12 protein-coding genes are annotated in these 15462 nt (G+C 67.3%); all 12 read right to left on the bottom strand.

Annotation, left to right across the window (positions count from 1 at the left end):
* Positions 1-3: 3 nt before the first annotated feature.
* Positions 4-672, bottom strand: coding sequence for an OmpH family outer membrane protein (locus tag LG334_RS13655; protein ID WP_404378874.1), 669 nt, complete (start codon positions 670-672; stop codon positions 4-6).
* Positions 672-2954, bottom strand: a complete 2283-nt coding sequence (gene bamA / locus LG334_RS13660; RefSeq protein ID WP_404386382.1) for an outer membrane protein assembly factor BamA — start codon at positions 2952-2954, stop codon at positions 672-674. The genes LG334_RS13655 and bamA overlap by 1 nt, the downstream gene beginning before the upstream one ends.
* Before the next feature lie 95 nt (positions 2955-3049).
* Entirely contained in the window at positions 3050-4168 is a 1119-nt protein-coding gene (gene rseP / locus LG334_RS13665; protein ID WP_404378875.1) for an RIP metalloprotease RseP, read from the bottom strand.
* 58 nt (positions 4169-4226) lie between these two features.
* A complete protein-coding gene (locus LG334_RS13670) occupies positions 4227-5474 on the bottom strand; it encodes a 1-deoxy-D-xylulose-5-phosphate reductoisomerase (protein WP_404378876.1) in 1248 nt (415 codons plus the stop codon).
* Positions 5468-6244, bottom strand: coding sequence for a phosphatidate cytidylyltransferase (locus LG334_RS13675; RefSeq protein WP_404378877.1), 777 nt, complete (start codon positions 6242-6244; stop codon positions 5468-5470). Before LG334_RS13675 ends, LG334_RS13670 begins: the two co-directional genes overlap by 7 nt.
* A 7-nt stretch (positions 6245-6251) precedes the next feature.
* Positions 6252-6992: an isoprenyl transferase gene (locus tag LG334_RS13680; protein WP_404378879.1), complete on the bottom strand. Its 741-nt coding sequence runs from the start codon at positions 6990-6992 to the stop codon at positions 6252-6254.
* Entirely contained in the window at positions 6992-7513 is a 522-nt protein-coding gene (gene frr / locus LG334_RS13685) for a ribosome recycling factor (RefSeq protein ID WP_404386384.1), read from the bottom strand. Before frr ends, LG334_RS13680 begins: the two co-directional genes overlap by 1 nt.
* Before the next feature lie 57 nt (positions 7514-7570).
* Complete coding sequence (gene pyrH, locus LG334_RS13690; protein WP_404378880.1) at positions 7571-8311, bottom strand: UMP kinase; 741 nt, start codon at positions 8309-8311, stop codon at positions 7571-7573.
* Between the two features lie 182 nt (positions 8312-8493).
* Entirely contained in the window at positions 8494-9420 is a 927-nt protein-coding gene (gene tsf / locus LG334_RS13695; protein ID WP_404378881.1) for a translation elongation factor Ts, read from the bottom strand.
* 102 nt (positions 9421-9522) lie between these two features.
* Positions 9523-10380 (bottom strand): 30S ribosomal protein S2, encoded by an 858-nt coding sequence (gene rpsB, locus LG334_RS13700; RefSeq protein WP_404378882.1) that lies wholly within the window; start codon positions 10378-10380, stop codon positions 9523-9525.
* A 220-nt stretch (positions 10381-10600) separates the two neighbouring features.
* The gene (ada, locus tag LG334_RS13705; protein WP_404378884.1) at positions 10601-11671 is read right to left on the bottom strand and encodes a bifunctional DNA-binding transcriptional regulator/O6-methylguanine-DNA methyltransferase Ada; all 1071 of its coding nucleotides are present in this window, start codon (positions 11669-11671) and stop codon (positions 10601-10603) included.
* A gap of 84 nt (positions 11672-11755) precedes the next feature.
* On the bottom strand, positions 11756-15241 hold the full coding sequence (dnaE, locus tag LG334_RS13710; RefSeq protein WP_404378886.1) for a DNA polymerase III subunit alpha: 3486 nt from the start codon (positions 15239-15241) through the stop codon (positions 11756-11758).
* Positions 15242-15462 lie beyond the last annotated feature (221 nt).

Raw genomic sequence — 15462 nt, forward strand, 5'->3', positions numbered from 1 at the left:
GGTTCAGTCTCCCGTCATCGCGTCGGGCACCACCGGCTCCTTTGCGGCGCTGTCGGCCATGGTCTCCGGGTCCGGAAACTCCACCGTGGGCATGCGCGCATCCAGCCGCTGCAGGATTTCGTCGGTCAGGTCCATGGCGTTGTCGAACAGGAACACCTGGGAGCGGTACAGGATGACGTTCACGCCCTTCTCGGCCGCGATCTGGTCGGCGATGCGAATGGTCCCCTGCTGAACGGCGCTCATGGCCTGGCCGAAGGCGCGCTCCAGGTTGCGGCGGCGCGTTTGAACGTCGCGCTGGCTTTGCGCCACCCGCTTCTGGAACGCGCTGCGCTTTTCGGCGAATTCCTGCTGGTCGGCCGTGGCGCGCAGACGCGCAAGTTCCTGGTCGGCAGCGCGCAGTTCCTGCTCCACCTGGGCGGCATCGGCCTGATAGTCCGTCACGTATTCCTCGCGCTTTTGCCGGACGCCCTGGGCGGCGTCCGCTTCGCGCAGCACACGCTGCAGGTCGATGACACCGACCACCGGCTTCGGAACGGCGGCTTCCGCGCCCGCCGTCTCGGACTGCGCCCGCGACCCGCCGGGCGCGACCGTACCGAGCACGGCGCAGCAGACGGCGAGCGCCGTCAGCACCACCCGGACCCGACGCCGAACACCGAACGCCGCCACCCGCATCAGAACCGCGTCCCGAAGTTCAGGCGGAACAGTTCGGTCTCGTCGAAGTCCTCCTTAAGAACGGGCTGGGCCAGGTCGATGTTGATGGGGCCGACAGGCGACTTCCAGATAAAGCCGATGCCCACCGAGGCGCGGATGGAGCTGGAGTGATCGAACTGCCCCGTGGAACTGCTGACCTCGGGTTCGCCGATCACGCCGAAGTCGGTGAAGACCTTGCCGGTCACGCCCAGTTCCTCGGGCAGGCCGAGCGGCATGCGCATCTCGATGGAGCCGTTGGCGATCCAGTCGCCGCCCAGGGCGTCGGCCTCGCCGTCCTGGGTGCGCGCGTCGGCGCCACCGTAGGCGAAGCCGCGCAGGTTCTCGCCGCCGAGGTTGTAGCGGTAGGCGATGGACAGCGGATCGTCCGCATAGTTGTAGATGTAGCCGGCATTGCCGCTGAACCGCAGCGTCCACTCATCGGCCAGCGGCACGTAGTAGGCGCCGGAGACGTCGTTGCGCACGAACTTCTCCGAGCCCCCAAGGCCGGCGACGGCGTTGGACAGGGACAGCACGTAGCCCTCGGTCGGCTCCACCACGCTGTCGCGCTTGTCGTAGGACAGCGAGTGGCTGACCTGCGACAGGGTCGTGGTGCCCTCCTGCTCCTTGATGAAGGTCGAGGCGTTGTTGGCGACGTTGGAAATCTCGTTCTTCTGGAACGTGTAACGCAGGCTGTGGCCCAATGCCTCGTTGTAGCTCCAGCCCACCCGCAAGGCGCCGCCGGACGTCGTGCTGTCGTAGGAGGCGCTGTCCTGGAAGTCGTTGGTGGTGTGATAGATATCAAAGCCGGCCCGCAGCGGCCGGTTAAGGAAGTAGGGTTCGGTGAACGACAGGTCCACTTCCGTCTGCTTTTGCGCCAGGCGCAGGTCCAGCGACAGGGCCTGGCCGCGGCCCAGCAGGTTGCGCTCGGACACGCCGGCTTCAAACAGCGCGCCGACGCTGGATGACCAGCCGACACCGAACGACAGCTCGCCGGTGGACTTTTCCTCCACGTCGACAATCACGTCGGTCTGGTCGGGCGCGTCCTCGGCCGGGCGGGTGTCGACCTCGACGGTCTCGAAGAAGCCGAGGTTGCGGATGCGCTCGCGCGAGCGCCGCAGCTTCGCGGTGTTGAAGGCGTCGCCTTCCGCCAGGCGGAACTCGCGGCGGATGACCTTGTCCAAGGTGCGCACGTTGCCCTGGATCTCGATCCGGCGCACAAACACGCGCGGGCCTTCCTGCACGTCGAAGGTGACGTCGATAGTGTCCGCCTCGGGATCGCGGCTCACGCGCGGCCGCACGTCAACGAAGGCATAGCCCAACTCGCCGACCCGGTCGGTGATGTTCTGGATGGTCTGCTCGACCTCGTCGGCGTTGTACCACTCCCCGGTCTCGGGCACGACCTCGGCCCGTAGCGCGGCGGGGTCAAGGTCGGGCAGCGTGGTCTGGATGTCGATCTCGCCGAACTTGTAACGGTCGCCCTCGTCCACCGTGAAGGTGACGAAAAAGGCCTCGCGGTCGGGCGTCAGCTCGGCAACGGCGGAGCTGACGCGGAAGTCGGCGTAGCCCTCGCTCAGGTAAAAGCGGCGCAGCAGCTCGCGGTCGAACGTCAGCCGGTCGGGATCATAGGTGTCGGCACTGGACAGCAGGCGGTACCAGCGCTCTTCCTTCGTGGCGATCTCGCTGCGGAGCGTGCTGTCACTGAACTCCTCGTTCCCGACGAAGGTAATGCGGCGCACGTAGGTCGGCGGGCCCTCGTTGACCTCGAACACCAGGTCGACACGATTCTGGTCCAGCTCGATGATCTTGGGCTCCACCGTCGCGGCATAGCGGCCGCTGCGGCGGTAGAGGTCCAGGACGCGCTGCACGTCGTCCTGGACCTTGGCGCGGGTGTAGACCACGCGCGGGCGCAGCTGGGTCTCGGCCGACAGCTGCTCGTCGTCGATGCGCTGATTGCCCTCGAAGGCGATGCGGTTGATGATGGGGTTCTCCACCACCCGCACCACCAGGGCCTGGCCGGCGCGCCGCATGGCGACATCGGCGAACAGGCCCGTGGCGAAGAGGTTCTTGAGCGACTGGTCCAGAGCGGCCGGGTCGAAGGGATCTCCCGGTGCCACCGTCAGGTAGGATTCGACGGTCGACGCCTCGATGCGCTGGTTGCCCTCGACGACGATCTGGCGGATGACGCCGGAGGCTTGGCCGATTTCCTGCCCCTGGGCGAGGACGACCCCCGGCACCACGGCCAGACCGGCAAGGGCGGCGGCCATGGCCGCCGAGCGCACGAGCGAACGCAAGGTATCCCCCGGAGTTACGTTTTGACGCGAATTCGATTGCCGGAGAATGCCGCCTTCGGCTTGGGAACTCAACCCTCTATGAGCCGGACGATATCATTCCATGTAACGAAGACCATCAACGTAAGGACCAGGACCAGCCCGACGCGGAAGCCGTACTCCTGGACCTGTTCGCTAAGAGGCTGCCCGCGCAGGGCTTCGATGCCGTAGAACAACAGGTGGCCGCCGTCCAGCATGGGCACCGGGAACAGGTTGAAAAGCCCCAGCGCCACCGACAGCAGCGCGACGAACATGATGGCGTTGACCAGGCCCGACTGCGCCGCCTGACCCGAGAACTGCGCGATGCGCACCGGCCCGCCCAGATCCTCGGTGCCGCGGTCGCCCGAGATCATCTGCCCGATGGCCGTCAGCGAACTGGTAACCACCGTGCCGGTATGCACCACCGCCTGCCCCACGGCTTCCACCGGCCCCATGCGCACCAGTTCCATCGCCTCGCGGCTGACGGAAACGCCCAGCACCGGCGTGCGCTGGGTGTTGCCGAAGCCGTCGGTCATTTCGGTCATGCGCGGCGTGATCTCGTACGTCCGCTGCTCGCCGTCCCGCAGTACGGTGACGTCCATGCCGCGGCCCTCGGGGTTGAGCGGCACCATGCGCTGGATGTCCTCGAAGCGGTCGACCGCCGACCCGTTGATGGCGATCACCCGATCGCCCGGCATGAGCCCCGCCTCGGCGGCCGGGCTGCCCTCCTGCACGCCGCCCAGGACCGGGGGCGTGGTCGGCTGGCCGACGCTCATGAACACGCCGGCGAACACCAGGATCGCGAAGATGAAGTTGAACGCCGGCCCTGCCAGCACGATGGAAAACCGCTGACCGACGCGCTTGTGCTGGAAGCTGACGCGCCGCTCCTCCTCGGACAACTCGCGGCTCTTGTCGGCGCCGCCGCTGGCCTCGTTGGCGTCGCCGAAGAACTTCACGTAACCGCCCAGGGGCAGCAGACTGACGCGCCAGCGGGTGCCGTGCCGGTCGTACCAGCCGAACAGCTCCTTGCCGAAGCCGATGGAAAACACGTCCACTTTCACGCCGTTGATGCGCGCGATGATGAAATGGCCGAATTCGTGGACGAAGACGACGATGGTCAGGATGACGAGGAAGGGAAGAACCGTCGTCCAGAGTACGGAAAGGATGTCCATGCGGTCAGGAGCCTTCGAAACATGCGTTGCCGGCTCCGACGAGGCCGTCGGGCCGCGATCACTCGGCGGCGGCGCGCGCCCTTGGCGTCACCGTCGCCGCCAGGCGCCGGGCCTCGGCGTCGGCGGCGGCCACGTCGTCCAGCGTGGCAAGCGGCATGGGCCCGGCACGCTCCAGCACCGTCTCGACGCTGCGGGCGATATCCAGAAAGCCGATCTCACCGGCCAGGAACCGGGCGACAGCCACTTCATTGGCCGCATTCAAGAGAGTAGGAACCGCGCCCCCCGATTGCAAGGCGGCGCGCGCCAGTCGCAGGGCCGGAAAGCGCTCGGTGTCGGGGGCCTGGAATGTCAGCTGCGCCACAGCCGCCAGGTCCAGACGCGGACTGGGCGCGGACATGCGGGCCGGCCATGCCAGCGCATAGGCGATGGGCGTGCGCATGTCCGGCGTGCCAAGCTGGGCCAGCATGGAGGCGTCCACGTACTCCACCATGCTGTGGATGACCGACTGCGGGTGCACCAGGATCTCGATGCGGTCCTCCGGCACCGGAAACAGGTGGGCGGCCTCGATGAGTTCCAGGCCCTTGTTCATCATGGTGGCGCTGTCGACGGAAATCTTGGCACCCATGGACCAGTTGGGATGCGCCACCGCCTGGGCGGGCGTCACCGTCTCCATGGCCGCGCGCTCCCATTCGCGGAACGGCCCGCCCGAGGCCGTGAGCACGATGCGCGAAACACGCTCCGCCTGATCGAAGTCGAACACCTGGAAGATCGCGGAATGCTCGCTGTCCACGGGCAGCAGCGTCGCGCCGTGCTGTTCCACCTCGGCCATGACCAGGGCCCCGGCGCACACCAGCGTCTCCTTGTTGGCCAGGCCGACCACGCAGCCGCGGCGGATGGCGGCCAGAGTGGGCTCCAGGCCGGCCGCGCCGACGATGGCCGACATCACCCAGTCGGCGTCGCGCGCCGCGGCCTCGGTGACCGCCGCGCAGCCGGCCGCCGCCTCGATGCCCGATCCGGCCAGTCGCTCCTTCAGGGCGGCGTACTTGTCCTCGTCGGCGACCACGGCCACCTCGGGCCGCAGGCGCAGGGCCTGCTCAGCCAGGGCGTCGACGTTGCCGTTGGCGGTCAGCGCCACGACATCGTAGGCGTCGCGGTTGCGGTCGATAAGGTCGATGGTGTTGCAGCCGATGGACCCCGTGGAGCCCAGCACCGTGACCCGGCGCGGCGAATCGGCCGTCGGCCCCTCGGCGGCGGCCTTGGCCGTTGCCGGCGTGGCGGAATGGGCGGTCGTGCTGCTGGTCACCATGCCGTGATCCCCCCTTGGGCCAGGTACGTTGCAAGCGCCACCACAGGGGCCGTCAGCACCAGGCCGTCGACGCGATCCAGCACGCCGCCATGGCCCGGAATGATGTGGCCGCTGTCCTTCACGCCGAAGCGCCGCTTCACGTAACTCTCTGTCAGGTCGCTCATCTGTTCGACGATCGCAAGACCGCCGCTGAAGAGTATAAGTGCCAAGGCGGCCGTCGGGTTCACCAGAAAAGCGACCGCCGCCCCCGCCACCATCGCGGAAAAGGCGCCGCCCAGCAATCCGGCCCAGGTCTTGTTGGGGCTGATACGGGGCGACAGCTTGGGGCCGCCGATGTTCTTGCCGAACACATAGCCGCCGGTGTCGGTGACCCAGACGATGACGAATATCCAGATGAGCGTCGCCAGCCCGCCATGCTCGCGCAACCACACCAGCGTCATGGCCGGCAGCGCCACGTAGAGCACTCCCAGGGCCGCCCATCCCGCCCCGTCACGGCTGCGCGCCAGCAGCCAGACCAGCGGAACGGCCCCGGCAATGAGCGCCAGGGCGGCCTCGGGCGCGGGAACGGCCAGCAGGGCGGCGGCGGCGGACGCGGCGCCGGAAGCCCAGCCGGGCGCACGCCACCCGGCCTGCACGATCGCCTGCCACTCATGCGCCATGATGACGGCAACGGCGGCGATGGCAATGTCGAACACCGGGCTCCCCGCCCAGGCGCACGCCAGCGCCACCGGCACCATGATCAGGGCGGACAGGACTCGGGTCTTCAGCACGCGGGCGTCAGCCTTTCACACCACCGTAGCGACGATCTCGCAGAGAGAACGCCCGTACGGCGGCTTCCAGTTCCGGGCGCCCGAAATCGGGCCACAGGGTGTCGACGAATACCATCTCGGCGTAGGCGATCTGCCACAGCAGGAAATTGCTGACCCGCTGCTCTCCGCTGGTGCGGATCAGAAGGTCCGGGTCGGGGATGTCGGCCGTGAACAGGCGCGAGGCGAAAAGCGCTTCGTCGATCTGCTCGACGTCGATGCGGCCGGCGGCGGCATCGCCGGCAATGGACCGCGCCGCGGCGACGATCTCCTGGCGGCCGCCGTAGGACAGCGCGATGGTCAGCGTCAGGCCGGTGTTGCCTGCGGTTTTCTTCTCGGCGGCCGTGATCATGCGGGCCAACTCGGCACCGAAGCGCTCGCGCTCGCCGATGACGCGCAGGCGCACGCCGTTTTCATGAAGATTGTTCAGCTCGTTGCCGAGATACAGGCGCAGGAGCCCCTTCAGTTCAGTCACCTCGTCTTCCGGCCGGCGCCAGTTTTCCGAGGAGAATCCGAACAGGGTCAGATAGCCGATACCCATTTCGCCGGCTGCGCGCAGAGTTGCGCGCACGGCCTCGGCCCCCTTGCGGTGACCGGCCGTGCGCGGCAGGCCGCGCGCCTTCGCCCACCGGCCGTTGCCGTCCATGATGATGGCGACATGGGCCGGCGGCGGGGGGCTTTCGCCCCCGCGCTTGAGAGGCTCCGCGCCCATCAAACCTGCATGATCTCCTGCTCCTTGTGCTTCAGCGTCTCGTCGATCGCGCTGATCGTCTCGTCGGTCAGCTGTTGCACTTCCTTTTCGTGGGCACGCTGCTCGTCCTGCGAGATGGTGCCGTCCTTTTCCATCTTCTTGAGCTGGTCCATGCCGTCGCGGCGCACGTTGCGGACCGCCACACGGGCGTTCTCGGCGTACTTGGCGGCGACCTTCGTCAGCTCGGCGCGGCGCTCCTCGGTCAGCGGCGGGATGGGCACCCGGATGGTCTGGCCCTCGGCAGCCGGATTGAGGCCGAGACCGGCGTTGCGGATGGCCTTCTCGGCGGCCTTGATCATGCTGCGGTCCCACACGGAAACCACAAGCATGCGCGGTTCGGGCACGCTGACGTTGGCCACCTGGTTGAGCGGCATGGTGGAGCCATAGGCTTCGACGACGACCGGGTCCAGCAGGCTGGTGTGCGCGCGACCCGTACGCAGGCCGGCAAATTCCTTCTTCAGCACCTCCACCGCCTGGTCCATGCGGTGCTTGAGGTCCTTCTTCAGCGACTTGAAATCGGCTACGTCACCGGACACGGCTCACTCCTCCTCGGCAATGATCGTATAGCGGCCTTCGCCGGCCATGACCTTGGCGAAGGCGTTCTCGCCATGCATGTCGAATACAACAATGGGAAGCTTGTTCTCTCGCGCCAGCGCGATGGCCGAGGCATCCATGACGCGCAGGTTGCGCGCCAGGACGTCGGTGTAGGTCAGGCGCGGATAGAATTCGGCCTGCGGGTCCTTCTTGGGGTCGGCGGAATAGACCCCGTCCACGTTGGTGGCCTTCAGCAGGGCGCCGCAATTCATCTCCACCGCACGCAGGGCGGCGGCCGTGTCGGTGGTGAAGAACGGGTTGCCCGTGCCGGCGGCGAAGATCACCACGCGGTCCTTTTCCATGTGGCGGATGGCACGGCGCCGGATGTAGGGCTCGCAGACGGCCTCCATGGGGATGGCCGACTGAACGCGGGTCTGCACGCCCGCCTTCTCCAGCGCGCTCTGCACCGCCATGGCGTTCATGACGGTCGCAAGCATGCCCATGTAGTCAGCGCTGGTGCGATCCATGCCCTCGGCGGCGCCAGATACGCCCCGGAACAGGTTTCCGCCGCCAATGACAAGGCACACCTGCACGCCCATCTCCCGCACCGACCGGACCTCACGGGCGATGGCCGCAACCGTCGCGCTATCAAGCCCGAACTCGCGCGGGCCCATCAGCCCTTCACCGGAGATTTTCAGCAGAACACGGCGAAACTGCGGCGCGGCGGAAGCGTCGGCGGCGGGCATGGGCGGGGCCTCTCAACTGGTCAGGTCATCCAGGGGCGGCGGGCGGTCACGTCCCACCGGGCGAACGATCCGGCGGTGCGCGGCGTGCGCAAAAACGCGGATGCGCGCATTAAAAAGGGGCGGCACCGGCCCGGATGATATACACCATCCAAGCCGCTGTCGCCCCATAAAACTCCGGCCGATCAGGCGCCGCGGGCGGCGGCCACCTCGGCGGCGAAGTCCTCTTCCTTCTTCTCGACGCCCTCGCCCAGCGCGATGCGCTGGAAGCCGGCGAGGGTCACCGGAGCGCCAACTTCCTTGGCGGCGTCCTCGAGGACCTTCTTGACCTTGCGGTCCGGGTCCATGACGAAGGGCTGCTCCAGCACCACGACTTCTTCGTAGAACTTGCGCAGACGGCCCTCGACCATCTTGGCGATGATCTCTTCCGGCTTGCCCGAAGCGCGGGCCTGCTCGGACAGGACTTCGCGCTCGCGGTCGACGGCGGAGGTGTCGACGGTGTCCACGGTCAGGAACTGCGGATTGGCGGCCGCCACATGCATGGCGATCTGCTTGCCCAGGTCTTCCAGCTTGGCGACGTCACCCTCGGACTCCAGGCCGACCAGCACGCCGATCTTGCCCAGGCCCGGCTTGACCGCGTTGTGGACGTAGGCGGCGACAACGCCCTTGGAGACCGACACGCCGCCGGCGCGGCGCAGGTTCATGTTCTCGCCGATGGTGCCGATCAGGTCGGTCAGCGCGTCCTGCACCGACTTGCCGGCGGACGGCAGCTGGGCAACCTTGGTGGCTTCCAGATCGCCGTCGACGGAGAAGGCCACCTCGGCGACCTCGGCGACGAACTCCTGGAAGGTGTCGTTGCGGGCCACGAAGTCGGTCTCGGAGTTCAGCTCGACGACGGCGCCCTTGGTGCCCTCGGCCTTGACCGCGACCAGGCCCTCGGCGGCGACGCGGCCGGCCTTCTTGGCGGCGGCGGCGAGGCCCTTCTTGCGCAGCCAGTCGACGGCGCCCTCCAGGTCACCGTTGGTCTCGGCCAGCGCCTTCTTGCAGTCCATCATGCCGGCGCCGGTCTTCTCGCGCAGCTCCTTGACGAGGGAGGCGGTAATCTCGGCCATCGTTCAACCTCTTGGTTAGGCGTTCAATCGAAAACGATTGGTGTTTCTTGAAAAAATGGCGGCGACCGAAGCCGCCGCCACTATGCGTCGCGGGCGCGGCGATCAGCCGGCGTTCTGGCCGGCGCCGAGCTCACCTTCCTGAGCCTGGGTCGCGGCCTCGTCGGCGGCAGCCTTCTCCTCGGCGGACTGGCCTTCGACCTCATCGGTGGCCAGGGCGGGCTCTTCCGGAGCCTCTTCCTGCTCGCCGATGTCAACGCCGGCGGCGGCCATCTCGGCGCTGATGCCGTCCAGGACGGCGCCGGAGATCAGCTCGCAGTACAGCTTGATGGCGCGGATGGCGTCGTCGTTGCCCGGGATCGGGTAGGCGATGCCGTTCGGATCGCTGTTGGAGTCCAGCACGGCCACGACCGGGATGCCCAGCTTGTTGGCCTCGGCGATCGCGAGCGACTCCTTGACGGTGTCGATGACGAAGATCAGGTCGGGCTGGCCGCCCATCTCCTTGATGCCGCCCAGCGCGCGGGTCAGCTTCTCGCGCTCGCGCTCCAGGCTCAGCGTTTCGCGCTTGGTCAGCGCGCTCGGCACGCCGACCTCGAACATCTCGTCGAGTTCACGCAGGCGCTTGATGGAGTTCGACACGGTGCGCCAGTTGGTCAGCATGCCGCCGAGCCAACGGTGGTTCACGTAGTACTGGCCGCAGCGGCTGGCCGACTCGGCGACGATCTCGGCGGCCTGGCGCTTGGTGCCGACGAACAGCACGCGGCCGCCGTTGGCGGTGACGTCGCGCACGGCTTCCATGGCGCGGTACAGCATGGGAACGGTCTGCTGCAGGTCGATGATGTGCACGCCGTCGCGAACACCGAACAGGAACGGCGCCATGCGCGGGTTCCAGCGACGGGTGTTGTGCCCGAAGTGGCAGCCGGACTCGATCATCTGACGCAGGGTAAAGGTCGGAAGGGCCATAATGTCCTCTTTTTCCGGTTAGGCCTCCGCGGGGCAAGTCATCGGCGATCCTGCGAAGAATGGCGCCGACACCGGATGGCCCTGTTGCCGTTGTCGGGCAAAGGGCCGCGCACCCGCGTGCGTGGTTTGGAGGCCCGCTATTTACAGCGGCGCCCGGCCTTTGGCAACCCCTTTGCGCCGTCTGCGCGCCGGGTTTCACGGATCGGTCAAGAGCCGGCGCCTATTCCGTGCCGTCGCCGCCCGATTCCGCCTTCAGGAGGGCCCGCTTGCGTGCTGCTCCCCAGCGGTAGCCGGACAATCCGCCGTCGCCCCGCACCACACGGTGACAGGGCACGACCACGGCGAGCCGGTTGGCCGCCACGGCCCCGGCCACCGCCCGCGCCGCATCCGGCCGTCCCAGGCGGCGTGCCAGTTCGGCGTAGGAAACCGTCTCGCTCGGCGGAACGCGCTTCAGTTCCGCCCAGACCGTTTCCTGGAAGGCCGTGCCGCGAATGTCCAGCGGCAGGTCAAGCGCCTTGCCGGGCGCTTCCACATGCGCCGCCACGGCCTCAACAACGGCGGCGAGTCCTTCCGTATCCTCATCGAGCGCCGCCTTGGGGAAATGGGCGCGAAGCTGCGCCGCGACCTCGGCCTCGTCGGCGCCCAGTTCCACGGCGCAGAGGCCGCGCGCCGTGGTCGCCACCAGAAGGCGGCCGAAGGCGCAGGCGGCGGTCGCATAGCGGATCGCCTCGCCCTGCCCGCCACGGGCGTAAGCAGTGGGCGTCATGCCCATCCGCTCGCCAGCGGCCGCGTAGGCCCTGCTGGGCGCACCGTATCCAGCGCCGTACAGGGCTTCGGTGACGGTCGCGCCGTTCTTCAGACCTTGGGTCAGGCGCCGGGCCTTCAGCGCCTTGGCGTAGGCCTTGGGCGTGACGCCCAGGCGATCCCGGAACAGCCGCCGCAGCTTGGCGGGCGTCAGCCCCACGCGCCCGGCAAGCTCGCCCAGCGCCGGTTCGTCCGCCGCCGTTTCCAGGAGTCGGCAGGCGGCGGCGAGTGCGTCCGCGTCGGGATCGGCGGCCGCGTCGGGGCGACAGCGCTTGCAGGCGCGGAAGCCGGCGGCCTCGGCCTCGGCGGGCGTGTCGAAGGTGGCGACGTTCCCGCGCCGGGGCGGTCGGGAGCAACACGAAGGCTTGCAGTAGATGCCCGTGGTGCGGACGGCATAGACGAAGCGGCCGTCGGCGGTCGCGTCATTCTCCAGAACGGCGCGCCAGCGGGCGTCGTGGATGGGCGGCGAAGCGGTGGAGTCGAGCATGGAACCCTCGCGGACTGTTTCCGCCAGTCTGGCCGCCCTGCCCCGTCGCCGCATCCCGTTTCCGTCCACGCAATTCGGGCGGCGTCAGATTTCCACCACGTCCATCACGCCCGGCGTATTGCGCAGCGCGCTGAGCGTGGCGGCGGACAGCTGGAACTGGCGGTCGGAGTACTTCAGCTCGACGTTGTACTCGTCGAGATGCGCGACCACGACGATGGTGCCGTTGCCCGGCTTGTCCTTGTCGATCACCGCCCGCAGGCGCTCCAGCGGCTCTGGATTGTCGATGTGGATTTCCAGCTTCTTGGTGGAGCGGGCGGCGACCTCCTCCAGGTTTTCCACCGCCTTGGCGCCAAGCCGCACCTGTTCTCCGTCCAGCCGCGCATCCACCGTGATGACCACCGGCTTGCCGCTCTCCAGGATCTCGCGCGAGGCCGCAAGGATCTCGGAAAAGAACATCACCTCATACGTCCCGCCGGCGTCCGACAGCGTGACGAAGGCGTAGCGGCTGCCGTTCTTGCCCACGCGCTCCTTCCGCCCGCCGACGGAGCCGGCCATCTTCACCGGGTTGGCGCCACCGTTCTTCAGGTGCTCCACCAGTTCCGAGCTTTTCACCACCGACAGGCGCTTGAGCGTGCGGTCGAAGGTATCGAGCGGGTGCGCCGACAGGTAGAAACCGATGGCCGCCAGTTCGCAGTCCAGCTTCTCCACCGGCGTCCAGTCCGGCACCTTGGGCAGGGTGAGCGGCGGCGTCGCCTCCTGCGTGCCGCCGAACAGGCTGACCTGGCTGGACGACCGTTCCTGCGCCGCCGCCTGCGCATGGCGCATGATGGTCTCGATGGCCGCGAAGGTCTGGGCGCGGTTCTTGTTCAGACAGTCGAAGGCGCCGGCGCGCACCAGGTTTTCCAGCAGGCGCTTGTTGACGGCCTTGGTGTCAAGGCGCTGTGCGAAGTCCTTGATATCCTTGAACGGCCCGTTCTTGCGGCGCTCGTTCACCAAGGTTTCCATGGCGTGCTGGCCGACGTTCTTGATGGCCGACAGCGCATAGCGCACCGCGCCCTTCTCCACCGAGAACAGCACTTCCGACTTGTTGATGTCGGGCGGCAGCAGGTCGATCTTCAGGCGGCCCAACTCTGCCTTGAAGGCCTCCAGCTTTTCGGTGTTGTGCATGTCGTAGGTCATGGTCGCGGCCATGAACTCGACGGGGTAATTGGCCTTCAGGTAGGCGGTCTGGTAGGCGACCAGCGCGTAAGCGGCAGCGTGCGACTTGTTGAAGCCGTAGCCGGCGAACTTGGCGATGGTGTCGAAGATTTCCGACGCCTTTTCACGCGGGATGTTGTTCTGCTCCGCCCCGTCGCAGAACATGGTGCGCTGCTTGTCCATCTCCGCCTGGATCTTCTTGCCCATGGCGCGGCGGAGAAGGTCGGCGCCGCCGAGGCTGTAGCCGGCCAGGATCTGGGCGGCCTGCATCACCTGCTCCTGGTAGATCATGATCCCGTAGGTCTCGGACAGGATCTGCTCCAGGTCGGGGTGCATGTAGATCACCTCCTCCTCGCCCTGCTTGCGGCGGATGTAGGAGGGGATGTTGTCCATGGGGCCGGGACGGTACAGCGCCACGACGGCGATGATGTCCTCCAGGCAGTCGGGCTTCAGCTTGGTCAGCACGTCGCGCATGCCGGTACTTTCAAGCTGGAACACGCCCGCCGTCTCGCCGCGCGCCAGAAGGCGGTAGGACTTCTCGTCGTCGAGCGGCAGGGCGCTCATGTCGATGTCGACGCCGTGCTGCTCCTTGATGTGCTTCACCGCCGTATTGATGACGGTAAGCGTCTTCAGGCCCAGGAAGTCGAACTTCACCAGGCCCGCCTGTTCCACCCACTTCATGTTGAACTGGGTGACCGGCATGTCGGAATTGGGATCGCGGTAGAGCGGCACCAGCTCGTCCAGCGGGCGGTCGCCGATGACCACGCCGGCGGCATGGGTGGAGGCGTGGCTGAACAGGCCCTCCAGCTTCAGCGCGATGGACAGCATGTGGGCGACCTGCGGGTCGCTGTCGCGCAACTCGGCCAGTTGCGGTTCCTGCTCCAGCGCTTCGGGCAGGGTGCAGGGGTTGGCCGGGTTGTTGGGGATCATCTTGCAGATCTTGTCGACGTATCCCAGCGGCATCTCCAGCACGCGGCCGACCGAGCGCACCACCGCGCGGGCCTGAAGCTTACCGAAGGTGATGATCTGCGCGACCTTGTCGCGGCCGTACTTTTCCTGGACGTAGCGGATGACCTCTTCGCGGCGGTCCTGGCAGAAGTCCACGTCGAAGTCGGGCATGGACACGCGCTCGGGGTTCAGGAACCGCTCGAACAGCAGGGCGAAGCGCAGCGGGTCCAGGTCGGTAATGGTCAGCGCCCAGGCCACCAGCGAGCCCGCGCCCGAGCCACGGCCCGGCCCGACCGGGATGTCGTGATCCTTGCCCCACTGGATGAAGTCCGCGACGATCATGAAGTAGCCGGGGAAGCCCATCTTGTTGATGATGCCCAGCTCGTATTCCAGCCGATCCCAATAGGGTTTTGCGGCCGCCTCCTTGTCCTCCTCCGACATGCCGTCGGTGTAGACGTGCACGTCCAGCCGCGCCCGCAGGCCCTCGGCGGCGACCTCCCGCAAGGCCTCCTCCTCGGACCGGCCGCCGGCCTGGGGCGCGCGCGGCAGGATCGGATCGCGCTTCTCCACCATCACCGCGCAGCGCTTGGCGATAACCAGAGTGTTTTCAATGGCTTCCGGAAGATCCTTGAACAGATCCCGCATCTCTTCGGGGCTCTTGAAGTAGTGCTCCGGAGTCAGGCGGCGGCGGTCGGTGTGGGACAGGAAGCTCTTTTCCGCCATGCAGATGAGCGCGTCGTGCGCCTCGTACATGTCGCGGTCGGGGAAGAAGCATTCGTTGGTCGCGACCAGCGGCAGGTCCAGCTTGTAGGCCAGGTCGATAAAGCCCGGCTCCGACTGGTCCTCGCGCGGCATGCCGTGGCGCTGGATTTCCACATAAAGACGGCCCGTGTAGATGTCGGCCAGCGCCTTCAGCATGTCCTCGGCGGCGTCCATCTGGCCGTCCAGGATCAGGCGCCCGACGGGGCCGAGCGGTCCGCCGGTGAGGCAGATGAGGCCCTCGCCGTGCTCTTTCAGGGCGGCCATGTCCACCTGCGGCGTTTCGTGGCCGTCGGTCTCCAGGTACGACATGGAGACCACCTTGAGCAGGTTCTCGTAACCCGCCTCGTTCTGGGCGATGAGGACAAGCTGATCGGGCTCGGGCGTGCGGGCCTCGCGGGCGCCGAAGCCGGACGGTTTCTCCGGCTTCCGGCGCAGGCTGATCTGGCAGCCGATGATGGGCTGAATGCCCTCGCCGGTGCAGCCAACGGAGAATTCCAGGCCGCCGAAGACGTTGCGCGTGTCGGTGATGGCGACCGCCGGCATGCCCATCTTCTTGCACAGCTTGGGCAGCGTCTTTACCGCGATGGCACCCTCGGACATGGAATATGCCGTGTGGACGCGCAGGTGGACGAAGGAGGACGAGGCGGCGGCGGTGTCGGTCATGGCGGCGGTTTCACGCTGAACAGAAATGAGGCGCCAACGGTTCGAGAGGAACCGTAGCACGAGATGGCAAACGAGGCCTTAATCGTCCTGGCGAGCGCTCGGACAAGCGGCAGACGTCGGGGGTGGGCCCCAGCTTTCGCTGGGGCAACGGGAAGACCAGGGCGAACAACCATTCAACCGTCATGCCAGCGAAAGCTGGCATCCACGCACATCGTCCGCCC

Source organism: Caenispirillum salinarum (genome assembly GCF_044803115.1).
GTDB lineage: Bacteria > Pseudomonadota > Alphaproteobacteria > Rhodospirillales > Rhodospirillaceae > Caenispirillum > Caenispirillum salinarum_A.